Here is a 26,978-nt window from a genome sequence, read left to right on the forward strand (position 1 = left end):
CAGAGGGTAAAATCATGAGTGAGGCCACAACGCCAATCAATAAAAGCCCCGGACGCGTTTTTTACTGGGTGGAACGCATCGGCAATAAGATCCCCAATCCGTTTTTACTGTTCGTCTATTTGATCCTGGTGCTTATGCTGGCCACCGCGCTGTTTTCCTGGCTCGACGTGGCGGTGAAAAATCCGGCCACCGGCGAGCTCATCAAGGTCAATAACCTGATGAGCGTGGCGGGCATGCAGTGGATATTTCCCAACATCATCCATAACTTCAGCAGCTTTGCGCCGCTGGGGGCTATTTTGGCGCTGGTGATAGGCGCCGGCCTGGCGGAAAAGGTCGGCCTGCTGCAGGCGCTGATGTATAAAATGGCCTCGCGCGTCAGCGCCCGCTACGCCAGTTATATGGTGCTGTTTATCGCCTTCTTCAGCCATATCTCGTCGGACGCCGCGCTGGTGGTGATGCCGCCCCTTGGCGCGCTGATGTTTGTGGCGGTGGGCCGCCACCCGATAGCCGGACTGCTGGCGGCGATCGCCGGCGTCGCCTCCGGCTTTACCGCCAACCTATTGATCGTCACCACCGACGTATTGCTTTCCGGCATCAGCACCGAAGCCACCAAAGCGGTGGATGGCGCGGTTCACGTTAGCGTAATCGACAACTGGTACTTTATGGCCACCTCCGTGATCGTGCTGACCATCGCCGGCGCGCTGCTCACCGACAAGTTTATCGAGCCCCGGCTGCCGAAGTGGCAAGGCGGCGCCGAAGACAAAATCGCAGCGCTGACCCCGTTGCAAAACCGGGGGCTGATGATGAGCGGCATCGCCGCGCTGGTGTTTATCGCCATCATCGCCGCTCTGGTGGTGCCGGAGGCCGCGCCGCTGCGTGACCCGAACACCGGTTCGGTGATCCCTTCTCCGTTCATCAAGGGCATTGTGCCGATCATCATCCTGTTCTTCTTCACCGTCGCCATTACCTATGGCGTAGTCACCAAACAGATCCGGCGGCCGGATGACATTCCCCACCACTTGCTCGATCCGATGAAAAGCATGGCGGGTTTTATCGTGATGGTGTTTCCGCTGTCGCAGTTCGTGGCGTTCTTTAACTGGAGCAACATGGGCAAGTTTATGGTCGTCGGCCTGACCGATATGCTGGAAGCCGCCGGCATGAGTGGCGCGCCGGCATTTCTCGGCCTGATGTTCCTCTCCGCCTTCCTGTGCATGTTCATCGCCAGCGGCTCGGCGATCTGGTCAATTTTGGCGCCGATCTTCGTGCCGATGTTTATGCTGCTCGGTTTTCACCCGGCGTTCGCCCAGATGATCTTTCGCATCGCCGACTCTGCGGTGCTGCCGCTGGCGCCGATGTCGCCGTTCCTGCCGCTGTTCCTCGGCTTCCTGCAGCGCTACCGCAAAGACGCGCAGCTCGGCACTTATTACGTGCTGATCCTGCCCTATCCTGTGGTGTTCTTCAGCGTGTGGATTTTGCTGCTGCTGGTCTGGTATGCGCTTGGGTTGCCAATCGGCCCGGGCGTGTATCCGAAACTGGGCTAAACCGCCCCGCTACCTCGCCCCCGAGCCGGCTCGCGGGGCGGGTTCTCTTCCCCCCGATCCCCGAAAAAAAATTGATCTTCCTCACCCTCCCAACGCCCCAGCGCATTATTTCATTGCCTTGCTAAACCGGTTCTTCTATTTTAGCACCCCATCTGACAAGGACAAAAACAGGGATTAAGCATGATGAATCGCGTATGGGTATTGGGCGACGCCGTGATCGACCTGGTGCCGGAAAATGCCAACGGTTATCTCAAATGCCCCGGCGGCGCGCCGGCTAACGTGGCGGTGGGTATCGCCCGGCTCGGTGGCGACAGCGCTTTTATCGGGCGAGTGGGGCAAGACAGCTTCGGCGCCTTTTTGCAGCGGGTGCTAAGCGATGAAGGGGTGGATATCGGCCATATGCGGCCGGATCCCGAACACCACACCTCCACGGTCGTGGTGGATCTCGATCTGCAGGGTGAGCGCTCATTCACGTTTATGGTGCAGCCCAGCGCCGATCTGTTTTTGCAGCCCGACGATCTGCCGGTTTTCCAACGGGGCGAATGGCTGCACCTCTGCTCCATCGCGCTCTCGCAGGAGCCCAGCCGCAGCGCGGCCTTTACGGCGATGGAACGCATTCGGGCGGCCGGCGGCCGGGTCAGTTTCGATCCCAACATCCGCGAAGAGGTCTGGCGCCAGCCGGAAGCGCTGCGCCCCTGCCTGCAAAAGGCGCTGCTGCTGGCGGACGTGGTGAAACTGTCGCGCGAAGAGCTGGCTTTCATCAGCCATCTTGACGATCTGGAGAACGCCATTCGCTGGATGATGCAAACCTATCCGCTGCGCCTGCTGCTGGTGACGCTGGGCGGCGACGGCGTCTGCGTACACGATGGGCAGCGTCTGCGCCATTTCCACGCGCCATCGATCGTGCCGGTCGATACCACCGGCGCCGGCGACGCCTTCGTCGCCGGGCTGTTAGCGGCGCTGGCGCGCCTTCACGAATTGCCGCAGGAAGCGCAATGGCCGGCGGTTATCGCCCAGGCCCAGGCCTGCGGCGCGCTGGCCACCACCGCCAAAGGCGCCATGACCGCCCTGCCCCGCGCCGACGAGCTGGCCGCTTTCCTGCGTTGATCTTCAGCATTCACGGCGATCCGCAGGTTCGCCGTGCTTTTACCCACGATTTGCGCGCTCGATCACAATAGCTGAATCGGGTTAGCTAACTGAGTTGCCAGCTCGCTTCGCTCTCGTTATCTTTCGCCATGAAAAACCGGTTTAGCAATTTAGCAAACAATAATAACAACCCTTACCCGGATGATAGACGATGATGAAAAAACTCAGCTATTTGGCGATAACAACAGGGCTTTTCCTCTCCGCTTCCAGCGCAGCGGCCTCGGGCAGCGGCAGCATCGAGGCGCGTCTCAACGCGCTGGAACAACGTCTGGCGCAGGCGGAACGGCGCGCCGCACAGGCTGAAACCCGCGCGACGGCGGCGGAACGTCGGGCGCAACAGCTGGAACAACGCACCGCCAACACCGAACGGCAAACCGCACAGATTGCGCAGCAGGCCGCCACGCCGGAAACGCCGGTTGCCCCGGCCAGCGCGCTGCAGCTGAGCGGATTCAATGACCTGAAGCTGTACGGGGATGTGGAGTTCAATCTGGACGGCGCCAGCCGCAGCGGCCAGCTGACGTCGCTGAAAGGCAGCGACCACAAGGACTGGAAGCCCGGCAACAAAGAACGTTGGGATATCAACGGCCGCATTCTGGTCGGGCTGGACGGCTACCGCCGCAATCCGGACGGCAACTTCTCCGGCTTCAGCGTGCAGCCGCTGGCGGACATGACCGGCAAAATGAACCTGGACGACGCCGCCTTCTTCTTCGGCAATGAAAAGAACTGGCAAACCAAAATCGGCCGCTTTGAAGCCTACGACATGTTCCCGCTGAATCAGGACACCTTCATTCAATACTCCGGCAATACCGCCAACGATCTGTACGCCGACGGCTTCGGCTATATCTACATGATGAAAGAGGGCCGCGGCCGCAGCAGCAGCGGCGGCAACCTGATGCTGAGCAAATACGCCGGTGATGTCTATTTCGAGCTGAACACGCTGGTGGAAGACGGCACTTCGCTGTTCCAGGACAACAGCTACCACGGCAACGCCCTGGACAATAAGAAAAACGTCGCCTATTTACGGCCGGTGATCGCCTGGAAAAAAGACGCCTTCAGCATCGCGGCGGCGATGGAAAGCAACGTGGTGAATAACGCCTACGGCTATCGGGACAGCCAGGGCCGTTTCGTCGATCAGTCCAAGCGCAACGGCTACGGCATGACGATGAGCTGGAACAACAGCGCCGCCGATCCGGACAACGGCGTGGTGGCCAACCTGAGCACCGCCTATCTGGATGCCTCAGGCGAGCAAGACTTCACCGCCGGCGTCAACGTGCTGTGGCGGCGCTTCGAACTGGGTTATATCTATGCCCATAACAATATCAAAGAGTTCAATACCGCCGGGATCGCCGCCGATATCCGCAACCCGCTCAGCGAACCGGGCAACTACGACATCCACACCGTTCACGCGTCGTATCAGATACCTGACATTATGAATATGAAGAATTTCAATCTGTATTTGGGCGCCTATGTGTCGCTGCTGGAGGCCAACGCCGACAACAAGATCGCCAACGGCGACAACGACCAGCGTTACGGCATGCGCGCCAGATTCAAGTATTTCTTCTGACATCGATTCACGGCGCTGCGCCGCAAACGGCGCGGCGGCATTTTTATTTAGCAAGGGGACAACATGGACATTACCGCAACCGCCAACGCGCTGTTGCCGCTGCTTGGCGGTAAAGAGAATATCGCCAGCGCCGCCCACTGCGCCACGCGCCTGCGCCTGGTGCTGGTGGACGACAGCAAAGTGGACAAAGAGGCCATCGGCAAACTGGACGGCGTCAAAGGCTGCTTCAGCAACGCCGGTCAAATCCAGGTGATCTTCGGCACCGGGCTGGTGAACAAGGTGCATGCGGAATTCATCAAGGCGGCGGGCGTCAGCGAATCCAGCAAGGCTGAAGCCGCCGATATCGCGGCGAAAAAGCTCAACCCGCTGCAGCGCATCGCCCGCCTGCTGTCGAACATCTTCGTGCCGATCATTCCGGCGATCGTCGCTTCCGGCCTGCTGCTGGGGCTGCTCGGCATGGTGAAAACCTACGGCTGGGCCGATGCCAACAGCGCGCTGTTCATCATGCTGGATATGTTCAGCTCGGCGGCGTTCATTATCCTGCCGATTCTGATCGGCTTCACCGCCGCACGCGAATTCGGCGGCAACCCCTATCTGGGCGCCACGCTCGGCGGCATTTTGACGCATCCGGCGCTGACCAACGCCTGGGGCGTCGCCGAGGGGTTCCACACCATGAACTTCTTCGGTCTGGAGATCGCCATGATTGGCTATCAGGGCACCGTGTTCCCGGTGCTGCTGACGGTGTGGTTCATGAGCGTGCTGGAAAAGCGGCTGCGCAAGGTGATCCCCAACGCGCTCGATCTGATCCTGACGCCGTTCCTGACGGTGGTCATCTCAGGCTTTGTCGCCCTGCTGTTTATCGGCCCCGCCGGCCGCGCGCTGGGCGACGGCATCTCCTTCGTGCTCAGCACGCTGATTGCCCATGCGGGCTGGTTCGCCGGGCTGCTGTTCGGCGGCCTCTATTCCGCTATCGTCATCACCGGCATTCACCACAGTTTCCATGCGGTAGAGGCCGGGCTGCTCGGCAATCCCAATATCGGCGTCAACTTCCTGCTGCCGATCTGGTCGATGGCCAACATCGCGCAGGGCGGCGCTTGCCTGGCGGTGTATTTCAAAACCCGCGACGCCAAAATCAAAGCCATCGCGGTGCCGTCGGCCTTTTCCGCCATGCTCGGCATCACCGAAGCGGCGCTGTTCGGCATCAACCTGCGCTTCGTGAAACCGTTCCTGGCGGCGCTGGCGGGCGGCGCGCTCGGCGGCGCCTGGGTGGTGGCCAACCACGTCGGCATGAACGCGGTAGGGCTGACGGCGATCCCCGGCATGGCGATCGTGCAGGCCAGTTCGCTGGTCAGCTATATCATCGGCCTGGCGATCGCTTTTGGCAGCGCCTTCGTGCTCTCCCTGCTGCTGAAATATAAAACGGACGCGCAATGATGGAAAAACTCAGCTTAATCAAACAGGCGCTGCGGGCGGTAATGAACGGCCAGACACGCGCGCTGCGCGATCCGCACCGCCCGGCCTGGCATCTGGCGCCCAGCGTTGGCTTGCTGAACGATCCCAACGGCTTTATCCAGCACAACGGCGTTTATCACCTGTTCTATCAGTGGAACCCGCTGGGCTGCGATCATCGCAACAAGTGCTGGGGACACTGGCAATCGACCGATTTATTGCGTTGGGAACATCAGCCGATCGCTCTGGCGCCGGGCGCCTGTTACGACAGCCACGGCTGTTACTCCGGCTCGGCGGTGGTGGCGGAAGACAAAATCACGCTGATCTACACCGGCAACGTGAAATTCCCCGACGGCTCGCGCACCGCTTACCAATGCCTGGCTCAGGAAAGCGATCGGGGCGAATACCGCAAACTCGGGCCGGTGCTGCCGCTGCCGGAGGGCTACAGCGGCCACGTACGCGATCCGAAAGTGTGGCGTCATCAGGATGCCTGGTACATGGTGCTCGGCGCGCGTGACTTGCAGGATCGCGGCAAGGTGCTGCTGCTGCGTTCCTGCGATCTGCGCGACTGGCAAGCGCTGGGGGAGATCGCCGGTTCCGGCCTGAACGACCTGGGTGAATTCGGCTACATGTGGGAGTGCCCGGATCTGTTCTCGCTGGACGGCGACGACGTGTTGATCTGCTGCCCGCAGGGGCTGGCGCCGCAGCCGGAACGCTATCTCAACCGTTATCAGGCCGGCTATCTGCTCGGTAAGCTGGATTACCGGCAGGCGGCCTTCAGCCACGGCGAATTTCGCGAGCTGGACGCCGGCTTCGAGTTTTACGCGCCCCAGACGACGCTGGCGGAAGATGGCCGCCGCCTGCTGTTCGGCTGGATGGGCGTGCCCGAGCAAGATGAAGAAGCCCACCCGACGCGCCGTTACGGCTGGATCCACACCATGACCTGCCCGCGCGAGCTGTCGCTGCGGCATGGCCGCCTCTACCAGCGCCCGGCGCGCGAGCTGCAACAGCTGCGCGGCGAGCGGGCTGGCTGGCAAGGCCGCGCCGATGACGCCCCCGCCTATGCGCTGGGCGCCGCGGAGCTGCAGCTGACGCCGCAGGGCGCGTTCAGCGCCGCCTTTGGCGACGCCATGACGCTGAGCTGGGGCGGCGAACGGCTGCAGCTGACGCGCGCTTCCCTGGCCGACGGTAGGCCGGAGCACCGTTACTGGCGCGGCCCGGTCACGCATCTGCAGCTGCTGTTCGATCGTTCCAGCGTGGAGATTTTCATCAACCACGGCGAGGCGGTGATGAGCGCGCGCTACTTCCCGGCGGGTGAACCGCAACTGCGGCTGAACGGGAGCGCGCCACTGGCGTTGGAATACTGGCCGCTGACGCCATGCATGCTAGAATGACGCATCCTCCGATGACTTCAGACGGCGTCAGTGAAAAAAAATAAACGCATTACCATCAGTGACATCGCCACGCTGGCCGGGGTGTCGAAATCGACCGCCAGCCTGGTGCTGAACGGCCGCAGCAAGGAATACCGGGTGTCCGACGACACCCGCGATCGCATTCTGGCGCTGGCGCACGAACACCATTATCAGCCCAGCATCCACGCCCGCTCTTTGCGCTCCAACCGCAGCCACACGCTGGGGCTGGTGGTGCCGGAGATGACCAACTACGGCTTTGCGGTGATCTCGCGCGAGCTGGAAACGCTGTGCCGCGAAGCCGGTCTGCAGCTGTTGATCGCCTGCACCGATGAAAACCCGGCGCAGGAGATGATGGCGGTGAACAGTCTGGTGCAGCGGCAGGTCGACGGTTTGATCGTCGCCTCCAGCCAGCTGAACGACGCGGAATACCAGAAGATCAACGCCGGGCTGCCGGTGGTGCAGATGGATCGCCTGATCGCCGGTTCCGAACTGCCGCTGGTGATCACCGATTCGGTCAATTCGACCGCCGACCTGGTGGAGAAGGTCGCGCGCCAGCATCCGGATGAGATCTATTTTCTCGGCGGACAGCCGCGCATTTCACCGACTCGCGATCGGCTGGCCGGCTTCCAGCTTGGCCTGGAGCGCGCCGGCGTATCGTGCAAACCGGAATGGATCATCAACGGCAGCTATCACCCCAGCTCGGGTTACGAGATGTTCGCTCAGCTGTGCGCGCAGCTGGGGCGTCCGCCCAAAGCGCTGTTCACCGCCGCCTGCGGCCTGTTGGAAGGGGTATTGCGTTATCTGACTCAGCATCAGCTGATGGAAAGCGACATCCACCTGTGCAGCTTCGACGATCACTACCTGTTCGATTGCATGACGTTGAAGATAGACACGGTGGCGCAGGACTGCCGGGCGCTGGCGCAACATAGCTTCAGCCAGGTCACCGCGCTCATCGACGAGCGGCCGCTGGAACAGAACGCGCTTTATCTGCCGGGCCGTATCCACTGGCGCCATGCCGGTTCGCGGGCGTTGTTGGCCGGGGAGTGATATTTCTGAATCAATAAAAAAGGGCGCCTGAGCGCCCTTTATCGTTTTTCTGCCGCTACTTGGCGGCGCCTTCCATGCCCACCAGCCCCACTTTCAGGTAGCCGGCTTTACGCAGGGTGTCCATCACGCTCATCAGCGTTTCATAGTCCACGCTCTTGTCCGCCTGGAAGAAGATGGTGGTTTCTTTGTTGGCCTGAGTGCGTTGATCCAGCACCGAAGTCAGCTGATCGGCATTCACCGGCTGATCGCCAACGTAGAGCTGCTTGTCGGCCTTCACCGACAGGAACACCGGTTTTTCCGGCCGCGGCTGCGGTTTGGCGGAAGAAGCCGGCAGATCGACGCGGATATCTACCGTTGCCAGCGGCGCGGCCACCATAAAGATGATCAACAGCACCAACATGACGTCGATAAACGGCGTCACGTTGATTTCATGCAGTTCGCCGCTGTCGTCCAGATCTTCATTTAAGCGCATCGCCATGACTCACCCCGCCCGCAGTTGGTGTGCGTGCTGTGAGCGCTTGGCTTCCGCCGTCGCGGCCAGATCCAGATCGCGGCCCTGCAGCAGCAAGACCTGCGCCGCCACGTCGCCTACCTGGGCGCGATGGCCGCTGATGACGCGGGCAAAGATGTTGTAGATAACGACGGCAGGGATCGCCGCGACCAGGCCCAGCGCGGTCGCCAGCAGCGCTTCAGCGATGCCCGGCGCCACGACCGCCAGGTTGGTGGTCTGCGAATGGGCGATGCCGATGAAGCTGTTCATGATGCCCCACACGGTGCCGAACAGGCCGACGAACGGCGAGATGGCGCCGATGGTGGCCAGGAAACCGTTGCCGCGGCCCATGTTGCGGCTGTAGGCCGCCACGCGACGCTCGAGGCGGAAGCCGGTACGCTCTTTGATGCCGTTGTTGTCGCTGGACTCTGCGGACAGCTCCAGCTCATTTTGCGCGTCGTTCAGCAAGACAGCGCTGACGCTCTGCGAGCCGAAGTTTTGCGCCAGCTCGGAAGCTTCATCCAGCGAGCGCGCGTCGGCCAGCGCCAGCTGTTCGCGGCGCAGGCGGCGTTTGGCGCGCAGCAATTCACTGCCTTTGGAGAACAGAATGGTCCAGGTCACGATCGAGGCCAGCACCAGGCCGATCATTACCGCTTTCACCACCGCGTCGGCGTGCTGATACATGCCCCAAACGGACAGATCCATGCCGCGGGTTTCCGGTGGCTGGATCGTTGGCGCCGGGTTCACCGGCGTGATGCTCTCCGGCGCGGCGGCTGCAGGTGCAGGCGCGGTGGTCGGCGCAACGCTTTCGGTAACGGCCGGATTGGCCGCCGGCGCCGCCTGCGCGCTGCCGGCCAGCCCCACGACCAGCACCATTGAAGCCATCAGGCTGCGGCCAAAGGCCTTGCCCCACTGCGCCCGGCCCTGGCCGAACGATCCTTGATTTAAATTCTTGCCAGCCGTTTTCACGCTGTGCCTCCACCCATTACCGATCAAAATTAAGGAATAATTCAGCGTGCGATCATATCAAACCAACCGGGGATTGATAGTAGTTCTCATTATTATTTACCAAATAAACGAGAAAATTTTAGCCAACACCGCGGCAAAGCGCCAATCCGCGTCCGTTCACCGCCAAACGCCCCTTTTATGGGGTTATTTCGTTACTTTTCCCCCACAACGGCGCAACAAGGCCACGCTGCCGAACGGCATCCGACCGATGAATGGGCTTCTCTCTCGCCGCTCGGCAGAAGGATGAGGCGAGAAATGCGCAGTCGGCAGCCAATTATAGCCGTTTCTGTATCTGGAAGTTAAAACGTCTGGATGGCTATATTAACTCATGTTAACGTAAGGGCTATCGCAAACGGGCACGTGCAGAGCAACCAGAGGTGAGCCAGGTACCATGACGTCAAAACATATCGAAACCACGCTGATCGGCGCCGGCCGCGGCAAGCGCTACACCCAGGGCTCCGTCAATCCCGTCACGCAACGCGCCTCTTCTTTGGTCTTCGACTCCGTCGCCGCCAAAAAACACGCCACCGCGCAGCGCGCCCACGGCGAGCTGTTTTACGGCCGACGCGGCACCCTGACCCACTTCGCGCTGCAGGATGCGATGGTGGAGCTGGAGGGCGGCGCCGGCTGCGTGCTGTACCCCTGCGGCGCGGCGGCGGTAGCCAATGCGATCCTGTCGTTCGTCGGCGCCGGCGATCACCTGCTGGTCACCGGCTCGGCGTACGAACCGACCCAGGATTTCTGCACCCATATCCTCGGCCGCATGAACGTCAGCACCACCTATTTCGATCCATTAATTGGCGCCGATATCGCCACGCTGATCCAGCCCAATACCCGCGTGGTGTTCCTGGAATCCCCCGGCTCCATCACCCTGGAAGTGCAGGATATTCCGGCGATGGTGCAGGCCATCCGCGCCGTGGCGCCGGAGGTGGTGATCATGATCGACAACACCTGGGCGGCGGGCGTGCTGTTCAAGGCGCTGGATTTCGACATCGACATTTCGATTCAGGCCGGCACCAAATACCTGATCGGCCATTCCGATTACATGCTCGGCACCGCCGTCGCCAACGCGCGCTGTTGGGATCGGCTGCGCGAGTACTCCTATCTGATGGGGCAGATGGTGGATGCCGACACCGCCTACATGGCGAGCCGCGGCCTGCGCACCCTGAGCGTGCGCCTGAAGCAGCACGAGCGCAGCAGCATCGAAGTCGCCAACTGGCTGGCGGCACGGCCGGAGGTGGCGACGGTCAATCACCCGGCCCTGCCCAGCTGCAAGGGCCACGAGTTCTACCGCCGTGACTTCAGCGGCTGCAACGGGCTGTTCTCCTTCGTGCTGAAAGAGCGGCTGGATGATGCGCAGCTGGCCGCCTACCTGGACAACTTCAGCCATTTCAGCATGGCCTACTCCTGGGGCGGCTTCGAGTCGCTGATCCTGGCCAATCAGCCGGAAGAGCTGGAAGCGATCCGTCCGGCGGGCGGCGTCGATTTCTCCGGCACGCTGGTGCGCCTGCACATCGGCCTGGAGAACGTCGAAGACCTGATCGCCGATCTGGCGGCCGGCTTCGATCGCCTCAACGGCGTGCGCCAAGACGGATTCCGGTAATTTTCTTCGCCTTGTTTAATGTCGGCTTAAGCTATTAGCGGTACACTAATCGGGTAACTGTCAGATACGGTAACCGCCGCATCCTGGAGAACGTGACCCCGGGCGCAACCGGCATGCAACAGGACATAAAATGGATGTATTACGAGAGATTATTCATGCGCTTTGGCAGCAGGACTTTATCGCCCTCGCCGATCCAAGCGTAATTTGGGTGGTTTACGCCGTACTTTTCACCACCCTGTTTTTGGAAAACGGACTGCTGCCCGCCTCCTTCCTCCCCGGCGACAGCCTGCTGCTGCTGTCGGGCGCGCTGATCGCCAAAGGCGTGATGGGCTTTGCCCCCACCCTGCTGATTCTGACCGCCGCCGCCGGCCTCGGCTGCTGGCTGAGCTATATCCAGGGCCGCTGGCTGGGCCACACCGGCCTGGTGAAGAGCTGGCTGCTGCAGCTGCCGGCGCAGTACCACCAGCGCGCGCACAACCTGTTCAATCGCCACGGGCTGACGGCGCTGCTGATCGGCCGCTTCCTCGGCTTCGTGCGCACGCTGCTGCCGACCATGGCCGGCATTTCCGGGCTCAACAGCTCGCGCTTCCAGGTGTTCAACTGGCTGAGCGCGGCGATCTGGGTCTGTGCGCTGGTGGGCCTCGGCTACGCTTTCAGTCAAATCCCACTGGTAAAACGCTACGAAAGCCAGGTGATGACCGGCCTGATGCTGCTGCCGCTGCTGCTGCTGTTCGTCGGCCTGCTGGGCGCCATGCTGGTGATCTGGCGCAAAAAGCGCGCTTCCTCTTCCTAAATCCGGCGCGCTACAGCGCCTTCTCGACCAGCGCCCGGCAAGATCGCCCTGCCCCCGTAAACGCGGCTCAGCCCTCCAGCAGCAGCGGGTTGGCCTCGCGCAGCCGGGCGACTTCATCGCTCGGCGTCATGCCGAACAGCCGCTTGAATTCACGGCTGAACTGCGACGCGCTCTCGTAGCCGACGCGGATCGCCGCGGTGCTGGCCTTCAGGCCGTCATGCACCATCAGCAGGCGCGCCTTATGCAGCCGGTACGACTTCACGTACTGCAGCGGCGAGGTGTTGGTCACCGCCTTGAAATTGTGGTGGAACGCCGAGACGCTCATGTTGACCTCGCCGGCCAACTGCTCGACGTTGAGGTTGTCGGCATACTGATGTTCGATGCGCCGCAGCGCCTTGGCGATCTGGCTGAAGTGGGTATGGCGATTGACCAACTCCTGCAGCGACGCGCCGCAGGTGCCGCGCAGCACGTAGTAAAGGATCTCGCGCACGATCTGCGGCCCCAGCACCCGGGCGTCGAGCGGCTTGGCCATCACGTCCAGCAGGCGTTCGGTGGCGCACAGCAGCGCTTCCGTCAGCTCGGCCAGGTTCACCCCGTTGCTCTCCGCCCGCGGTTGCATCAGGTAGTCGTCGTCGCCGATGTCGATCAGCAAATCCTGCAGCATTTGGGTATCGATATTGACCGCCAATCCAACCAGTGGCAGTTCCGGGCTGGCGAAGGTTTCGCATTCGAACGGCAGCGGCACCGTCATCAGCAGGTAGTTGCGCGGATCGTACTGGAACACCTTACTGCCGCAATAGCCGACCTTGTGCCCCTGAAAGATGATGACGATCCCCGGTTCGTACATCACCGGTTGGCGCGGGCAGTGGCGATCGACATACAGGATCTTCACCCGCGGCACCGGCGACGGCGTGTAGCCGTTGCCGGTGGCGATAGCCATCGCCTGGCGCGCCATGCGGCTGCGCTGCGCATCGATTTCAATCACGGAAACACCCTCTTACAGTCAGAACGATTCGGCATAAATCATAATTTAAAATTCGCCATTCCTACAGAGGATTGTAGAAATAGGCAAGAACCAAACAGGAATGTGCATTGTGCGCTGCCGGCAGGTTGCTGACAATACGGGCCAGAAACCTTTGCGCCGCGTTGGCGCCCGCCTGACAGAAAGAGAGAAATCAACCATGCAAAACTTCATTCTGCATACCCCAACCAAAATCCTGTTCGGCAAGGACCAAATTGCCGAAGTGGCCGGCCAGATCCCGGCGGACGCACGCATCCTGATCACCTACGGTGGCGGCAGCGTGAAGAAAAACGGCGTGCTGGATCAGGTGTATAGCGCGCTGGCCGGCCGCGACGTGCGGGAGTTCTCCGGCATCGAGCCGAACCCGACCTACGAAACGCTGATGAAAGCGGTCGAGGTGGTGAAGGCGGAAAACATCGATTTCCTGCTGGCGGTCGGCGGCGGGTCGGTGGTTGACGGCACCAAGTTCATCGCCGCCGCCGCCCGTTATACCGCCAACGGCGACGCCTGGCATATCCTGCAGACCGTCGGCAGCCACATCGCCGACGCGGTGCCGATGGGCTGCGTACTGACGCTGCCGGCCACCGGTTCCGAATCCAACAGCGGCGCGGTGATCACCCGTAAAAGCAGCGGCGACAAGCAGCACTTCTTCTCGCCGCTGGTGCAACCGCGCTTCGCCGTGCTGGATCCGGTGGTGACCTATTCGCTGCCGCCGCGCCAGATCGCCAATGGCGTGGTCGACGCCTTCGTACACACCCTGGAGCAGTATCTGACCTACCCGGTCGACGCCAAGGTGCAGGATCGCTTCGCCGAAGGCCTGCTGCTGACCCTGCTGGAGGACGGCCCGCGCGCGCTGGCCGAACCGGAAAACTATGCGGTGCGCGCCAACGTGATGTGGAGCGCCACCATGGCGCTGAACGGCCTGATCGGCGCCGGGGTGCCGCAGGACTGGGCAACCCACATGCTGGGCCACGAGCTGACCGCCATGCACGATCTCGACCACGCGCAAACGCTGGCCATCGTGCTGCCGGCGCTGCTGCACGAGAAGAAAGCGCAGAAGCGCGCAAAACTGCTGCAGTACGCTGACCGCGTTTGGGGCCTGCGCGAAGGCAGCGAAGACAGCCGCATCGACGGCGCCATCGCCGCCACTCGCGCCTTCTTCGAGCAGATGGGCGTACCGACCCGCATGGCGGATTATCAGCTCGACGGCAGCAGCATTCCGGCGCTGCTCGACAAGCTGCATCAGCACGGCATGACCGCCCTGGGAGAGCATCAGGACATTACCCTGGACGTCAGCCGCCGCATTTATGAAGCGGCGCGTTAATCGCAAAACGGCGATTTTTTGCTAGGCTTTAGTCTCCGCCAGCCATTTTTCGCCGCATCCGGCGCCCGGCCGATCACCGGGCGCCGTCAGGGGCCTCAGCGCGCCGCCGATCGTTTCGCACCACCCGTCTTACCGCTCATTCGCAGGGAGAGCGGCGAGAAAATCGCCCTCCCGCCACCGCTGAAATTAGGCTGGCAAACCCGGCAACCGCCCACTTTGCCAACTAGAATTTATCTATAGCCGTTTCGGTGCCGCAGGCGCCGCAATCCGTACACAAGGAGATGCGCATGACAACGCAACAACCCATCATCAAACTCCACGATGGTAATCTGATGCCGCAGTTGGGTCTCGGCGTTTGGCAGGCGAGTATTGAAGAGACCACCCGCGCGGTGAGCAAAGCGCTGGAGATCGGTTACCGCTCCATCGACACCGCCGCGATCTACAAAAACGAGGAAGGCGTCGGCGCCGCGCTGCAGTCCAGCGCGCTGCCGCGCAGCGACCTGTTCATCACCACCAAGCTGTGGAACGACGATCAGGGCGATCCGCTGGCGGCGCTGGAAACCAGTTTGGAAAAACTCAAGCTGGACTATGTGGATCTGTACCTGATCCACTGGCCGCGCCCGCAGCAGGATCAATACGTCTCCGCCTGGCGCGAACTGATCAAACTGCGCGATCAAGGCCTGGTGAAAAGCATCGGCGTATGCAACTTCCATACGCCGCACCTGCAGCGCCTGCTGGATGAAACCAACGTGGCGCCGGTCGTCAACCAGATAGAGCTGCATCCGCTGCTGCAACAGCGCCAGCTGCGCGCCTGGAACGCCACGCACCACATCGCCACCGAATCCTGGAGCCCGCTGGCGCAGGGCGGTGAAGGGGTGTTCGACCAGCCGCTGATCAAGGCGCTGGCCGAAAAATACGAGAAAACCCCGGCGCAGATCGTGGTGCGCTGGCACCTGGACAGCGGCCTTATCGTGATCCCGAAATCGGTCACGCCGTCGCGCATCCGCGAAAACTTCGAGGTGTTTGATTTCAAACTCGATAAGGACGAACTGGGCGAGATCGCCAAGCTGGACATCGGCAACCGCCTCGGGCCGGACCCGGATACCCTGTAAGTCCTCCCCAAGCCCTCTCCCGTCGGAGGGGGCTTTTCCTTTCCGCACATTGCTCCCTTGCGCCGCCTGACGTTATGATGACGACGCCGGAGGCTCCGCCCGCCGGTTAATACCGTTAAAAAACAGACAAGCACGGAGCACCATGAAATTCTCTTTCTCACACGGGTCACGGCTGGGCATGCTTTGCATCATGCTGGTGCTGGCGGGTTGCGCCGGCAAGAAACAGCGCGTCAGCTACGATCGCCACGCCTTCGACAGCGCCATTAAAGACGCCGCCAGCGAATACGGCGTAGACGCCAAGCTGATCACCGCCATGATCCAGGTGGAGTCCGGTTTCAACCCCGCCGCAGTGAGCAGATCCAATGCGATCGGCCTGATGCAGCTGAAAGCCGATACCGCCGGCTGCGACGCCTATCGTTACAAAGGCAAACGCGGTTGCCCGGACGATGACGATCTGCTGGATCCCGACACCAATATCGATCTCGGCGCCGCCTATCTGGCCACCTTGCAAAAACAACAACTTAAAGGGATCGCCAATCCAGTTACGCTGCGCTACGCCACCATCATCGCCTACGTCAACGGCACCGGCGCGCTGCTGCGCACCTTCTCCAGCAACCGCCAGCAGGCCATCGCGATGATCAACAACCTGTCGCCGGAAGCCTTTAACTGGCACGTGCGCAAATACCACCCCGCTCCGCAGGCGCCGCGCCATTTGATGAAAGTGGAAGCCGCCTACGATCGGCTGTGATGAGTAAAAGTTAAAAGGAGAACCCGAGGGTTCTCCTTTTTGTTTGCGCCCGCGGCGTGGCCGTTACGGCTTGGCTTTGCGAATCGGTTTGCGCGGCGGCCGGTTGGACGGCGTGCGCTGCCGATTGATATCGGTATGTTTGGTCAGCGCCGGCCGGGTATGGCGCTGCAGGCGTTTCGCTTCGCGCTGCTCGTCGATGCTCGGCGCCGGCACCAGACACTCGCGGCGGCTGCCGATCAGGTGCTTCAGCCCCATCTCTTCCAGCGCGGCGCGGATCAGCGCCCAGTTGGCCGGGTCGTGGTAACGCAGCAGCGCCTTGTGCAGGCGGCGCTGGCGATCGCCGCGCGGCACCACCACGTCTTCGCTCTTGTACCCCACCTTGCTCAGCGGGTTTTTGCCGCTGTAATACATGGTGGTGGAGTTGGCCATCGGCGAAGGATAGAAGTTCTGCACCTGATCGAGGCGGAAACGGTTCTTCTTCAGCCACAGCGCCAAGTTCACCATGTCTTCGTCGCGGGTGCCCGGATGCGACGAGATGAAGTACGGGATCAGGTACTGCTCTTTGCCCGCCTGCTTCGAATAGTGATCAAACAGCTGCTTGAAACGATCGTAGCTGCCCATGCCCGGCTTCATCATCTTCGACAGCGGCCCTTCTTCGGTGTGCTCCGGCGCGATCTTCAGGTAACCGCCGACGTGGTGGGTCGCCAGTTCCTTGATATAACGCGGATCTTCCACCGCCAGATCGTAACGAACCCCGGAAGCGATCAGGATCTTCTTGATGCCCTCCAGCGAACGCGCGCGGCGATACAGCTTGATGGTCGGCTCGTGGTTGGTGTCCATGTAGGTGCAGATCTCCGGATACACGCACGAGGCGCGGCGGCAGGTCTGCTCGGCGCGCGGGTTGGTGCAGCGCAGCATATACATGTTGGCGGTCGGGCCGCCGAGATCGGAGATCACGCCGGTGAAGCCCGGCACCTTGTCGCGGATCTCTTCGATTTCGCGAACGATCGAATCTTCCGAACGGCTCTGGATGATGCGCCCTTCATGCTCGGTGATCGAACAGAACGAGCAGCCGCCGTAGCAGCCGCGCATGATATTCACCGAGAAACGGATCATGTCATAGGCCGGAATGCGATCCTGGCCGTAGGACGGGTGCGGCACGCGCTGATAAGGCAGCGCGAAGACGCTGTCCATCTCCGGCGTGGTCAGCGGGATCGCCGGCGGGTTGATCCACACGTAGCGGTCGCCGTGTTTCTGCATCAGCGCACGGGCGCAGCCCGGGTTGGTTTCATGGTGCAGAATGCGCGAGGTGTGCGCATAAAGCACCTTGTCGCCCTTCACTTTCTCGAAGGACGGCAGCAGCACGTAGGTCTTCTCCCACGGCTTCGGCTTGGCGGCGCGCACGGTGACAGGCTTGGCTTCCGGCTCTTTCGGCTTGGCGCCGTCGGCACACGGCAGATCGTCGCCGTACGGGTTCGGGATAGGTTCGATGCGGCCCGGCTTGTCGAGGCGGGTGGAATCCACGCCGCTCCAGCCCGGCAGCGCTTCTTTGCGCATTACGGCGGTATTGCGAATATCGTGGATGTCGCCAATCTTCTCACCGGCGGCCAGGCGATGCGCCACTTCCACCAGCGGGCGTTCACCGTTGCCGTAGATCAGCATGTCGGCCTTGGAATCCACCAGCACCGAGCGGCGCACGGTATCCGACCAGTAATCGTAGTGGGCGATGCGGCGCAGGCTGGCTTCGATGCCGCCCAGCACGATCGGCACGTCTTTGTAGGCTTCTTTACAGCGCTGGCTGTAGACCAGGGTAGCGCGATCCGGGCGTTTGCCGCCGACGTTGCCGGCGGTGTAGGCATCGTCGTGGCGCAGTTTGCGATCGGCGGTATAGCGGTTGATCATCGAGTCCATGTTGCCGGCGGTGATGCCGAAGAACAGGTTCGGTTTCCCCAACCGCATGAAGTCTTCTTTGTTGCTCCAGTCCGGCTGCGCGATGATGCCGACGCGGAAGCCCTGCGCTTCCAGCATGCGGCCGATGATCGCCATGCCGAAGCTCGGGTGATCGACATAGGCGTCGCCGCTGATGATGATCACATCGCAGCTGTCCCAGCCCAGTTGATCCATCTCTGCTCGCGACATCGGTAAAAACGGCGCGGTGCCAAAACATTCCGCCCAATAAGGCTTATAGGAAAACAGTTCACGATCGGGTTGGATCAGGCTGGTGGTGCTCATTCTGCTGCTCTTTTTACAGGTTAATTAATCGCCGGGCGGCGATTATACGCACTAGCTGCAAAAAGAGCATGGTTATTTCGCTAACCGTTCACTTCGAATTCATAAACGTCGCTGCGGCACAAGATATCGCTGAACTCCAGCGCCTCACCCTGGGCATTGCGGCTGGTCTGGGTGATGTGCAACAACGGCGCGCCACACGGCACGTTGAGCAGCTCGGCAACCTCGTCGCTGCAGGATACCGCCTTCAGCAGAAAGTGTTTATCTTCGGGCACGATGCCGCGCGATTGCCATAACGCATACAGCGAATGTTCCAGCTGCCCCGGTTCGGGCAGGAAGCGCGGCGGAATATAGGTGGTTTCCAGCGAGACCGGGCTGCCGTTCAGCAAGCGCAAACGCCGCAGTTTGACCACCTCATCCCCTTCCGTCAGCCCCAGCGCCGCCGCGGCCTTGGCCGGCGCGCCGACCCGGGTGCGCAGCAGCCATCGATTGCTGACGCTGCTGCCGTGACGCAGCGCCTGAGCGGTGAAACCGCTGTCCTTATCGAGGGAATAGCCAATGTGCATCGCCACGCGGGTGCCAACGCCCTGCTGTCGCAAAATCAGCCCCTTCTCCTCCAGCAGTTTCATCGCCTTGCTGACGGTGACGCGCGACAGCGCCAGGCCTTCAGCCATCTGCCGTTCGGGCGGCAGAAACGCCTCCGCCGCCAGCACCTGCTGCCTGATTGCGGTTTCTATCGCCATCGCCAGCTGAATATAACGCGGCGCTACCGCCCCCTGCGCCAGATGGCCACGCAGCCAGGCCATAAAATCCGTCATTCGCCCGCCCTCTTACCTATGCCATTTGTCTGGATTTCGTTTTTTATCCTATCGCCTGTCCGGCGATAAGCCCCTCACCTTAACTAAAATATCGCTAATGTTTTCAGAGTGGCATCACAATTTTTGCCTAATGGACTTTCATTGGATCTAGATCGCGCGTAATCTGTGCTTATTGATGTTGATACATCAATCGCACCAACACCAGGGACCCACTTTAAAAACAATAAAAAACCCGCTGCCAGCCCTAAAGGATACCCTTGATGGCCGGCAGCGGGGATATACTGTCAGCACAAACGGCCGAGAATAAGCAACGTAGCTAATGGATAGCTTGCTCACTGCTCATAGCCACATCACAGGATCCCCTCGCGGTGGGCGCAACGGATCGATGTCGGCAAATAGAAACGTTCCCGCTTCGCCAAACCCCGCTGCAGACCCACTCTTTGACTACACTCATTGGCGCCGTGCGGCCGACGTGCCTCACCCGATAAGGCGGATACCGCCCTCACTTTGACAGACCCGGCGGTATCAGCCGCTACACACTGCGCGGAATCGGCGTCTTCACCGACAACGGAATAGCCGGCGTCAACCGCGCTAACGGAATCGATTTTCAGTCAACTGCGGCGGCCCTCGCGGCCCTGCGCTACAGGGATCATTTGCTATGACCGATATCAATCGCAATGAAGCATGGAAGGTAGAAAGCACCGGTATCGATCGGGTGCCGGACGCGGAACAGACCGGCAAGCCCATCGAGCTGTTTTGGATCTGGTCGGCGGCCAATATCGGCATTCTCGGCGTGGTGTACGGCGCCATTATCGTCGGCTTCGGCTTATCCTTCCTGCAATCGGTACTCGCCGCGCTGGTCGGCGTCGCCAGCTTCGTGCTGGTCGGCCTCACCAGCTTCGCCGGCAAGCGCGGGCGCACCTCGACGCTGACGCTCTCGCGGGTGATTTTCGGCCTGAAGGGCAACGTGGCGCCCACCCTGTTCAGTTGGATCAACCTGATGGGCTGGGAAGCGGTCAACGTGATCACCGGCACCCTGACGCTGGCGGCGCTGTTCGAGGCCTTCGGGTTGGGTAGCAGCCACCTGCTGACCGCGCTCAGCCTGCTGCTGTTCGGCGGGCTCACTGTCGTCGTCAGCCTGCTGGGGCAAAATACCGTGGTCTGGATGCAAAGCTGGTTCAGCCGCATCTTCGGCACCATGACGCTGATCGTGGTGCTCTATATCCTGTTCAACACCGAGTGGAGCCAGGTGCTGGCGCTGCCTTCCGGCAGCTGGTTGACCGGCTTCCTGCCGGCGGTATCGGTGATTGCCGCCGGTACCGGCATCAGTTGGGCGATCGCCGGCGCCGATTACAGCCGCTATCAAAGCCCGAGCTCGTCGAGCAAAAGCATTTTCGCCGCGGTGATGGGCGGCGCCTGTTTGCCGCTGATGCTGCTGATGCTGGCCGGCATCCTGCTTTCCGTGCAGCTGCCCGATCTGGCCAGCGCCGCCAACCCCATCGCGCTGATAGGCTCGGTGCTGCCCGCCTGGATGGCCATTCCTTATCTGCTGGCCGCCACCGCCGGCATCGTCACCATCGCGGTGCTCAGCCTGTATTCCGCCAGCCTTAACCTGCTGACCATCGGCGTGCAGGTCAAGCAGTGGCTGGCGGTGTCGATCGACGCGGTGGTGGTGTTGGGCATCGCCCTGTATGTGCTGTTCATCTCCGGCGATTTCATGGGGCCGTTCATCTCCTTCCTGGTGTTCTGCGGCGTCTTCCTGGCGGCCTGGGAGGCGATTTTCCTGCTCGATTACCTGTGCCTGCGCCGCCGCCACGGGTATGATGGCAACGCTTTGTACGGCCTGCATGGCCAGAACCGCGGCGTGCGCAAAGCCCCGCTGTTCTGCTGGTTCCTCGGCGCCCTGTGCGGCCTGCTGGTCACCAAAACCGGTTTTATCGACGGCCCGCTGGCCAAAGGCCTGTTCGCCGATTCCAGCCTGGGGCTGTTTGTGTCGTTCGCGGTGAGTCTGATCGCTTACGGTCTGTACCTGACCCAACGCAGAGAACATCAATGAGTGAGTGGGAAGCTGTAACACCTGTCCTGGTGATTGGGGGCGCGGTCGGCGATCTGGTGATGACGCTGCCGCGCCTGCCGACCAGCGGCGAAGATATCGAAGCCCAGCCGCAGGCGCGGCAAATCGGCGGCTGCGCGTTCAACGTGGCGCGTGCGCTGGTGCGCCTGGAAACGCCGGTGATTAACGGCATGCCGGTTGGCAACGGTGAATGGGGCGCGGCTGCCGAAGCCGCCATGAGCGAGCTGGGGCTGGAGGTGCTGCTGCGCCACGGCCAGATGGACAACGGCTGGTGCCTGGCGCTGGTGGAGCCGAACGGCGAACGCACCTTCATCACGGTTTCTGGCTGCGAAAGCCAATGGAATAAAGCGCAGCTGGCGACGCTGCCGCTGACGGAGCACACCCTGATCTACGCCAGCGGCTACGAGCTGGCGGGCGAAAGCGGCGAGGCGCTGCGCGAGTGGCTGACGCGTATGCCGTTCGACCAACCGCGCCTGATCGATCCCGGCCCGCGCATCGCTCAGCTCAGCGAAGATTTCTTCGCCATGCTCAGCGACAGCCACACCCTATTGACGCTCAACCGCGACGAAGTGACCGCGCTGTGCGGCGCAGGCGACGCCGTGGAGGCCGCGCAGCGCTATGCCGCCGTTCGTAACCTGACGCTGGTCTGCCGCCTGGATCGCGACGGCGCGTGGATCTGCGACGGCCGCACGCCGCCGCTGCACGTGCCCGCCTATCCGGTAGACGTCGTCGACACCATCGGCGCGGGCGATGCCCACTGCGCCGGTTTGCTGGCGGGCCTGTCCGCCGGCTGGCCTCTGCCGCAGGCGGTCGATCTGGCCAACCGGGTCGCCGCTTGCGTGGTGGCCAGCCTCGGCGCCGCCAATCCGCCGGACCGGCAGCAGTTGCAACAGCGCTTCCCGCAGGCCTGACGTTTCAAGGCGCCGTCACGCGGCGCCTTCTGCCTTACTGCGCCGCCGCCGCGCTCTCCTGCGGCGGGTGGCGATAGTTGAAGCTCAACGCGAACACGATCCCCAGCACCAGCGTATACAGCGCAAACACCAGCCAGATGCTCTGCCAGTCTTTCACGCCGTCATGGCTGAAGAAGTCCACCACCTCGCCGCTGGCAAGCGCACCCAGATAGGCGCCCAAACCGTTCACCATGGTCATGAACAGCCCCTGCGCGCTGGCGCGGATGCGGCGATCGGCCTCTTTCTCGACGAAGATGGCGCCGGAGATATTGAAGAAGTCGAACGCACAGCCGTAGACGATCATCGACAGCAGCAGCAGAACGAAACCAAAGCCGACCGGCGTGCCATAGGCCAGGAACAGGAAGCGCAGCGTCCAGGCCGCCATGCTGATCAGCATCACCTGCTTGATGCCGTAACGGCGCAGGAAGAAGGGAATGGTGAGGATAAAGAATACTTCGGAGATCTGCGACAGCGACAGCAGCACCGCCGGATACCGGACGCTGAGGCTGTCCTGATACAGCGGGTTGAGCGACAGATCGTGCAGGAACGGGTTGCCGAAGGTATTGGTTATCTGCAGCGCCGCGCCAAGCAACATGGCGAACAGGAAAAACAGCGCCATGCGCCGCTGGCGGAACAGCACCAGCGCATCCAGCCCCAGCACGCTCACCCAGCTCTTCGACTCGGCCGCGCGGTTGGTCGGGCAGCGCGGCAGCGTCAGTGAATAAGCGGACAGCAGCAGCGACGCCGCAGAAGCCAGATACAGCTGCAGATTGCTGAGCTCGATTCGGCTGAAGCCGACCAGCCACATCGCCAGAATGAACCCCACCGTGCCGTACACCCGCACCGGCGGAAAGTCCTTCACCGTGTCAAAGCCGTGCTTTTCGAGACAAAAATAGGAAATGGCGTTGGAGAGCGCGATGGTCGGCATATAGACCATGGCGTTGAACAGCATCACCCAGAACATCAGCATCGGTTGCTCGACCTGCGCCGCGCAGTATAGCGCCAGCGCCCCGAACAGGTGACAAAGCGCATACAGGTAGTTGGCCTTCATCCACCGATCGGCGATGATGCCCGCCAGCCCCGGCATGATCAGCGCGGCGATGCCTTTGGCGCTGTAAACCATCCCCACCTGCATGCCGCTGAAATGCAGCGTGTTGATCATGTAGGAGCCCAGCGTCACCAACCAGGCACCCCAGATAAAGAACTGCAGGAAAATCATGACCTTCAATCGTGCTTTTATCGCCATCGCCATCACCTTGTTATTATGCTTTCAACGATGATTGGTGCGGCGGGCCCCTGCAGCCCACCGCCGGTTTGCCTGCGGTGTTACAGCGTTTTGAACAGCTCGCGGATCAGGCGCATGAAATCGTCCGCCGCCAGCGCCGCGCAGCTGAGCGTTTGTTCATGGGAGAGCGGCGTATCCGACAGCCCTTCGGCGTAGTTGGTCATCGCGGACACCACCAGCACCTTGAGGCCGCAGTGGCGCGCCGTCAGGACTTCCGGCACGATCGACATGCCCACCACGTCGCAGCCCAGGGTCTGCATCATGCGGATCTCCGCTGGCGTTTCGAAATTCGGCCCGGTGTAGGCGGCGAACACCCCTTCCGCCAGCGGAATGCCCGCGCTTTCGGCCACCGCCGCCAGCCGGGCGCGCAGATCGCGATCGTAGGCGTTCGCCAGGCTGAAGAAGCGCGGCCCGAAGCGCTCGTCGTTGGCGCCGACCAGCGGCGATTCCGGCATGAAATTGATGTGATCGGTGATGGCCACCAGGCTGCCCGGCGCCACCGAGCGGCGCAGCGAACCGGCGGCGTTGGTCGCCAGCAGGAATTCACAGCCCAGCAGTTTGAAGGTGCGCACTGCGGTGGTCATCACCTGCATGCCGCGCCCTTCATAGAAATGACCGCGCCCTTTCATGCACAATACCGGCACGCCTTCCAGCTTGCCGGCGACCAGCTGCCCGGCATGGCCGGCGACGCCGCTCACCGGGAAGCCCGGCAGCTCCGCGTAGTCGATGGTGACGGTTTCGGTCATCACCTCCGCCAGGGCGCCGAGCCCGGAGCCGAGAATCAAGGCCGCTTTCGGCTGGAAACCCGGCAGGCGTGCGCGGACGACATCGGCGCAGGTAAAAGCATCTTCTTGATTAAACATCGTATTCTCTCTTTCAGCGGGGGATAATAATCCCCATAGTAGAGAGCGAGGCGCGGCCGAGACCAATACATTCTTGGCGGCCGATTTATTCCATTTACCTATAAGTTGAGCTGCGTCACAAGGAGGCGATACCCCGGATGAATCAGCCCCATACCCTGCCCGATCCCGGCCGGATTAACTTCCGCCTGCTGCACTATTTCCGCGTGGTGGCGGAAGAGATGAACTTCACCCAGGCGGCGCGGCGGCTGAATATGTCACAGCCGCCGCTCAGCAAGCACATCAAGGAGCTGGAAAGCCAGCTCGGCGTGGTGCTGTTCAAACGCACCACCCGCTCCATGACGCTGACGCCGGCCGGCCGCACGCTGCTGCGCAACGTCGAGCGGCTGCTGGATCAGGCCGACAGCGCGCTGCATCAGGTGCAACAGATGGGGCGCGGCGAAGGCGGCCACATGGTGGTCGGCATGGTCGGCACCTCGGCCTGGGGCGGCCTGATCGCGGCGCTGCGGCGGTTCAGCGAGCAAAACGCCGGCGTCACCTGGTCGTTGAACGAGCTGACGCCCAGCCAGCAAATCGCCGCGCTGCAAAAGCGGCATATCGATATCGGGGTCTGGCGAGAGGCGCAGCAGCAGACGCTGCCGGGGTTGACCTGCCAACGCTTGGCGAGCGAGAGCATCGCCGTGGTGCTGCCGCTCGATCATCCGCTGGCGCAGCAGGAAAGCATCCCGTTGGCGGCGCTGCAGAACGACAGTTTCATCGTGCTGCCGCCGCACGAGGCCAGCCTGGGGCTGTATCTGCACAATCTGTGCCTGCAGCAGGGATTTTTGCCGGACGTCGCTTATCAGGTCAACGAACCGCAAACCCTGCTGGCGCTGGTGGCGGAGGGCTGCGGCATTACGCTGCTGCCGGACAGCTACGGCCGCATCCCGTGGCCCGGCGTCCGCTTTTGCTCGCTGCAGCAGGCGCCGCCGGCGGATCTGTACGCGGTTTACCGCGCCGACAGCGTCACGCCGGTCGTAGAGGCCTTTCTGGAGATGCTGCGGGCGCCGTAAGCGGCCCGCAGCGCAGATTACATCGTCGGCTGCACCATCAGCTGGCCGGCGGTGCCGCGATCGGCCATCTCCAGCGTCTGGCTGTAATACAGGAACGGGAAGTGTTCGGAGGTAGGTTGGTTGAAATACACCAGCAGCTCGACGTCGCCATCGACCCAGACGGTGTCCTTCCAGCCGCGATCTTCCGCCATCGGCTGCGCGCCGTTGACGCGTTTGATCAGGAACTGCACGCCCTGAATATGGAACGACTGCGGCGTATCCGCATGAATGTTCCAGCGTTCCCAGGTGCCTTGCTGCGCCTGCACGTCGATGCGGTTCATGTCCCAAATCGCGCCGTTGATGCCGACGCCGCCGTCGCCCAGGCGGAAATCGCGGGTGCGGCTGGCGCTGCCGTCCAACAGCTGATCCGCCAGCAGGCGCATCGGCAGGTTGTCGGTCACCAGCGGCAGCAGGCCGGTCGGGCGCAGCGTCAGCACCTGGGTGGACACCAGAATGCTCGACGGCTCGAACAGGCCGCGCAGGCGATCCATGATGCCCGCCGCTTCACCGGCGGTGATGGTCACCTCCTCGCCCTTCGACATGTCGATCAGCACTTCCCGGCGTTCGCCCGGCGCCAGCGACAGCTGCTGCACCGCGACCGGCGCGGGCAGGAAGCCCTGATCGCTGGCGATCACGTTGAATGGGCGCCCGTCGCTGAGCTGCAGGGTATAGCGGCGCGCGTTGGAGGCGTTGAGCAGGCGCAAACGCACCCAGCCGCGCGACACCTCGACATACGGATTTTGCACGCCGTTGACCAACAGCGTATCGCCGACGAAACCGCCCTGCGACGGCGCATCGTATTGCGGCGTGCCGAAGTTATCGAAGCGCTTGTCCTGAATGATCAGCGGGAAATCGTCGACGCCGTAGTGGTTGGGCAGCGGCAGCGCTTTGCTGACGGCATCCTCCACCAGCCACAGCCCGGCCAGCCCGTTGTAAACGTGCGGCGCCATGCGGTTCGGCGTATTGGCGTGGTACCAACAGGTGGCCGCCGCCTGACGAATAGGCAGCACCGGCGACCAGTCGACGTTGGGCGACATCATGCGCGGCGCGCCGCCCATCAGCGTGCCCGGCACCTGCAGACCGCTGACGGTCATCGCCACCGGCTCCTGCAGGCGGTTGCTGTAGATCAGTTTGACGTCGTCACCGCTGTAAACCCGCACCGTCGGCCCCAAATACATGCCGTTGATGCCCCACACCGCCGCCTTGCGGTTATCCATAAACGCCCAGTGGGCGCGCTGCAGGGTCAGGAACAGCGGTTGACCGCGGCGAGACTCCAGCAGTGGGGGGATGGGTAATGGGGTCTGCGTTCCGCTCGCCTCTGCCCTCAGCGGCACGGCGCTCGCGCACAGCGCCAGGCCCGATGCCTGTATAAACTGACGTCGACTGAGTGACATATTTTCTCCATGAAAAGCA

At 62.1% G+C, this 26,978-nt stretch carries 22 protein-coding genes; 14 read left to right on the forward strand and 8 right to left on the reverse strand.

Going from position 1 to position 26,978, the window contains the following annotated elements; all coding sequences use genetic code 11:
• Positions 1-14 precede the first annotated feature (14 nt).
• The 6 genes from abgT (at position 15) to ACF8MC_RS14360 (ending at position 8,159) form a co-directional block, all read left to right on the forward strand.
• Positions 15-1,541 carry a p-aminobenzoyl-glutamate transporter gene (gene abgT, locus ACF8MC_RS14335; protein WP_353038709.1) on the forward strand — a complete coding sequence of 509 codons (1,527 nt, stop codon included), beginning with the start codon at positions 15-17 and terminating at the stop codon, positions 1,539-1,541.
• A 180-nt stretch (positions 1,542-1,721) separates the two neighbouring features.
• Positions 1,722-2,648 carry an aminoimidazole riboside kinase gene (locus ACF8MC_RS14340; RefSeq protein WP_060431358.1) on the forward strand — a complete coding sequence of 309 codons (927 nt, stop codon included), beginning with the start codon at positions 1,722-1,724 and terminating at the stop codon, positions 2,646-2,648.
• Positions 2,649-2,841: 193 nt separating this feature from the next.
• Positions 2,842-4,251, forward strand: coding sequence for a carbohydrate porin (locus tag ACF8MC_RS14345; protein WP_164105344.1), 1,410 nt, complete (start codon positions 2,842-2,844; stop codon positions 4,249-4,251).
• 63 nt (positions 4,252-4,314) lie between these two features.
• A complete protein-coding gene (locus ACF8MC_RS14350; protein WP_164105306.1) occupies positions 4,315-5,685 on the forward strand; it encodes a sucrose-specific PTS transporter subunit IIBC in 1,371 nt (456 codons plus the stop codon).
• Positions 5,685-7,094, forward strand: a complete 1,410-nt coding sequence (locus ACF8MC_RS14355; protein WP_164105346.1) for a sucrose-6-phosphate hydrolase — start codon at positions 5,685-5,687, stop codon at positions 7,092-7,094. Before ACF8MC_RS14350 ends, ACF8MC_RS14355 begins: the two co-directional genes overlap by 1 nt.
• Positions 7,095-7,124: 30 nt before the next feature.
• Positions 7,125-8,159: a LacI family DNA-binding transcriptional regulator gene (locus ACF8MC_RS14360; RefSeq protein WP_041036713.1), complete on the forward strand. Its 1,035-nt coding sequence runs from the start codon at positions 7,125-7,127 to the stop codon at positions 8,157-8,159.
• 55 nt (positions 8,160-8,214) lie between these two features.
• Here ACF8MC_RS14360 and exbD read toward each other — a convergent pair whose 3' ends face one another.
• Together exbD and exbB are read right to left on the reverse strand one after the other, a co-directional pair.
• The gene (gene exbD / locus ACF8MC_RS14365; RefSeq protein WP_004937307.1) at positions 8,215-8,637 is read right to left on the reverse strand and encodes a TonB system transport protein ExbD; all 423 of its coding nucleotides are present in this window, start codon (positions 8,635-8,637) and stop codon (positions 8,215-8,217) included.
• A 3-nt stretch (positions 8,638-8,640) separates the two neighbouring features.
• Positions 8,641-9,618, reverse strand: a complete 978-nt coding sequence (gene exbB, locus ACF8MC_RS14370; RefSeq protein ID WP_072264955.1) for a tol-pal system-associated acyl-CoA thioesterase — start codon at positions 9,616-9,618, stop codon at positions 8,641-8,643.
• Positions 9,619-10,048: 430 nt separating this feature from the next.
• On the opposite strand from exbB, the gene metC reads away from it, so the two are divergent.
• Both metC and ACF8MC_RS14380 read left to right on the forward strand, forming a co-directional pair.
• Positions 10,049-11,260, forward strand: a complete 1,212-nt coding sequence (gene metC / locus ACF8MC_RS14375) for a cystathionine beta-lyase (RefSeq protein WP_033654838.1) — start codon at positions 10,049-10,051, stop codon at positions 11,258-11,260.
• 130 nt (positions 11,261-11,390) lie between these two features.
• Complete coding sequence (locus ACF8MC_RS14380) at positions 11,391-12,053, forward strand: DedA family protein (RefSeq protein WP_033636044.1); 663 nt, start codon at positions 11,391-11,393, stop codon at positions 12,051-12,053.
• Between the two features lie 67 nt (positions 12,054-12,120).
• Here ACF8MC_RS14380 and ACF8MC_RS14385 read toward each other — a convergent pair whose 3' ends face one another.
• Positions 12,121-13,008, reverse strand: a complete 888-nt coding sequence (locus ACF8MC_RS14385) for an AraC family transcriptional regulator (protein WP_194243347.1) — start codon at positions 13,006-13,008, stop codon at positions 12,121-12,123.
• Between the two features lie 226 nt (positions 13,009-13,234).
• Between ACF8MC_RS14385 and yqhD the strand changes: the two genes are divergently transcribed.
• The 3 genes from yqhD to ACF8MC_RS14400 all read left to right on the forward strand — a co-directional run bounded on the left by yqhD (position 13,235) and on the right by ACF8MC_RS14400 (position 16,258).
• Positions 13,235-14,398, forward strand: a complete 1,164-nt coding sequence (yqhD, locus tag ACF8MC_RS14390) for an alcohol dehydrogenase (RefSeq protein WP_033654836.1) — start codon at positions 13,235-13,237, stop codon at positions 14,396-14,398.
• 287 nt (positions 14,399-14,685) lie between these two features.
• A complete protein-coding gene (gene dkgA / locus ACF8MC_RS14395; RefSeq protein ID WP_047570489.1) occupies positions 14,686-15,510 on the forward strand; it encodes a 2,5-didehydrogluconate reductase DkgA in 825 nt (274 codons plus the stop codon).
• A gap of 142 nt (positions 15,511-15,652) precedes the next feature.
• Entirely contained in the window at positions 15,653-16,258 is a 606-nt protein-coding gene (locus tag ACF8MC_RS14400) for a transglycosylase SLT domain-containing protein (protein WP_033649078.1), read from the forward strand.
• 63 nt (positions 16,259-16,321) lie between these two features.
• Here the strand turns inward: ACF8MC_RS14400 and ACF8MC_RS14405 are convergent, their stop codons facing one another.
• Both ACF8MC_RS14405 and ACF8MC_RS14410 read right to left on the reverse strand, forming a co-directional pair.
• Positions 16,322-18,490 (reverse strand): YgiQ family radical SAM protein, encoded by a 2,169-nt coding sequence (locus tag ACF8MC_RS14405; protein ID WP_033649077.1) that lies wholly within the window; start codon positions 18,488-18,490, stop codon positions 16,322-16,324.
• Between the two features lie 80 nt (positions 18,491-18,570).
• Positions 18,571-19,305 (reverse strand): GntR family transcriptional regulator, encoded by a 735-nt coding sequence (locus ACF8MC_RS14410; RefSeq protein ID WP_033654833.1) that lies wholly within the window; start codon positions 19,303-19,305, stop codon positions 18,571-18,573.
• Positions 19,306-19,963: 658 nt separating this feature from the next.
• On the opposite strand from ACF8MC_RS14410, the gene ACF8MC_RS14415 reads away from it, so the two are divergent.
• The gene (locus ACF8MC_RS14415) at positions 19,964-21,361 is read left to right on the forward strand and encodes a cytosine permease (RefSeq protein WP_025304294.1); all 1,398 of its coding nucleotides are present in this window, start codon (positions 19,964-19,966) and stop codon (positions 21,359-21,361) included.
• Positions 21,358-22,290 (forward strand): PfkB family carbohydrate kinase, encoded by a 933-nt coding sequence (locus tag ACF8MC_RS14420; protein WP_164105307.1) that lies wholly within the window; start codon positions 21,358-21,360, stop codon positions 22,288-22,290. The genes ACF8MC_RS14415 and ACF8MC_RS14420 overlap by 4 nt, the downstream gene beginning before the upstream one ends.
• Positions 22,291-22,324: 34 nt before the next feature.
• Here the strand turns inward: ACF8MC_RS14420 and ACF8MC_RS14425 are convergent, their stop codons facing one another.
• Positions 22,325-23,575: a nucleoside permease gene (locus ACF8MC_RS14425; protein WP_060453189.1), complete on the reverse strand. Its 1,251-nt coding sequence runs from the start codon at positions 23,573-23,575 to the stop codon at positions 22,325-22,327.
• Positions 23,576-23,655: 80 nt separating this feature from the next.
• Positions 23,656-24,477, reverse strand: a complete 822-nt coding sequence (xapA, locus tag ACF8MC_RS14430) for a xanthosine phosphorylase (RefSeq protein ID WP_041036721.1) — start codon at positions 24,475-24,477, stop codon at positions 23,656-23,658.
• A gap of 137 nt (positions 24,478-24,614) precedes the next feature.
• Between xapA and ACF8MC_RS14435 the strand changes: the two genes are divergently transcribed.
• Complete coding sequence (locus ACF8MC_RS14435) at positions 24,615-25,526, forward strand: LysR family transcriptional regulator (protein ID WP_060453181.1); 912 nt, start codon at positions 24,615-24,617, stop codon at positions 25,524-25,526.
• Positions 25,527-25,543: 17 nt separating this feature from the next.
• On the opposite strand, the gene ftsP is transcribed toward ACF8MC_RS14435, so the two are convergent.
• Positions 25,544-26,959: a cell division protein FtsP gene (ftsP, locus tag ACF8MC_RS14440; RefSeq protein ID WP_039569305.1), complete on the reverse strand. Its 1,416-nt coding sequence runs from the start codon at positions 26,957-26,959 to the stop codon at positions 25,544-25,546.
• Positions 26,960-26,978: the final 19 nt, after the last annotated feature.

The sequence above is a fragment of the Serratia sp. LACPHL-BACT-2024-00286 genome (genome assembly GCF_043109535.1).
In the GTDB taxonomy this organism is placed as follows: domain Bacteria; phylum Pseudomonadota; class Gammaproteobacteria; order Enterobacterales; family Enterobacteriaceae; genus Serratia; species Serratia sarumanii.

Coding starts and splice junctions, on each gene's coding strand:
- exbD (WP_004937307.1), bottom strand. CDS start 8,637: ATGGCGATGCGCTTAAATGAAGATCTGGACGACAGCGGCGAACTGCAT.
- ACF8MC_RS14345 (WP_164105344.1), top strand. CDS start 2,842: ATGAAAAAACTCAGCTATTTGGCGATAACAACAGGGCTTTTCCTCTCC.
- ACF8MC_RS14425 (WP_060453189.1), bottom strand. CDS start 23,575: ATGGCGATAAAAGCACGATTGAAGGTCATGATTTTCCTGCAGTTCTTT.
- ACF8MC_RS14410 (WP_033654833.1), bottom strand. CDS start 19,305: ATGACGGATTTTATGGCCTGGCTGCGTGGCCATCTGGCGCAGGGGGCG.
- ACF8MC_RS14405 (WP_033649077.1), bottom strand. CDS start 18,490: ATGAGCACCACCAGCCTGATCCAACCCGATCGTGAACTGTTTTCCTAT.
- yqhD (WP_033654836.1), top strand. CDS start 13,235: ATGCAAAACTTCATTCTGCATACCCCAACCAAAATCCTGTTCGGCAAG.
- metC (WP_033654838.1), top strand. CDS start 10,049: ATGACGTCAAAACATATCGAAACCACGCTGATCGGCGCCGGCCGCGGC.
- ACF8MC_RS14355 (WP_164105346.1), top strand. CDS start 5,685: ATGGAAAAACTCAGCTTAATCAAACAGGCGCTGCGGGCGGTAATGAAC.
- ACF8MC_RS14340 (WP_060431358.1), top strand. CDS start 1,722: ATGATGAATCGCGTATGGGTATTGGGCGACGCCGTGATCGACCTGGTG.
- ACF8MC_RS14415 (WP_025304294.1), top strand. CDS start 19,964: ATGACCGATATCAATCGCAATGAAGCATGGAAGGTAGAAAGCACCGGT.
- dkgA (WP_047570489.1), top strand. CDS start 14,686: ATGACAACGCAACAACCCATCATCAAACTCCACGATGGTAATCTGATG.
- ACF8MC_RS14350 (WP_164105306.1), top strand. CDS start 4,315: ATGGACATTACCGCAACCGCCAACGCGCTGTTGCCGCTGCTTGGCGGT.
- ACF8MC_RS14420 (WP_164105307.1), top strand. CDS start 21,358: ATGAGTGAGTGGGAAGCTGTAACACCTGTCCTGGTGATTGGGGGCGCG.
- ACF8MC_RS14380 (WP_033636044.1), top strand. CDS start 11,391: ATGGATGTATTACGAGAGATTATTCATGCGCTTTGGCAGCAGGACTTT.
- abgT (WP_353038709.1), top strand. CDS start 15: ATGAGTGAGGCCACAACGCCAATCAATAAAAGCCCCGGACGCGTTTTT.
- ACF8MC_RS14400 (WP_033649078.1), top strand. CDS start 15,653: ATGAAATTCTCTTTCTCACACGGGTCACGGCTGGGCATGCTTTGCATC.
- ACF8MC_RS14435 (WP_060453181.1), top strand. CDS start 24,615: ATGAATCAGCCCCATACCCTGCCCGATCCCGGCCGGATTAACTTCCGC.
- ftsP (WP_039569305.1), bottom strand. CDS start 26,959: ATGTCACTCAGTCGACGTCAGTTTATACAGGCATCGGGCCTGGCGCTG.
- ACF8MC_RS14385 (WP_194243347.1), bottom strand. CDS start 13,008: ATGGCGCGCCAGGCGATGGCTATCGCCACCGGCAACGGCTACACGCCG.
- xapA (WP_041036721.1), bottom strand. CDS start 24,477: ATGTTTAATCAAGAAGATGCTTTTACCTGCGCCGATGTCGTCCGCGCA.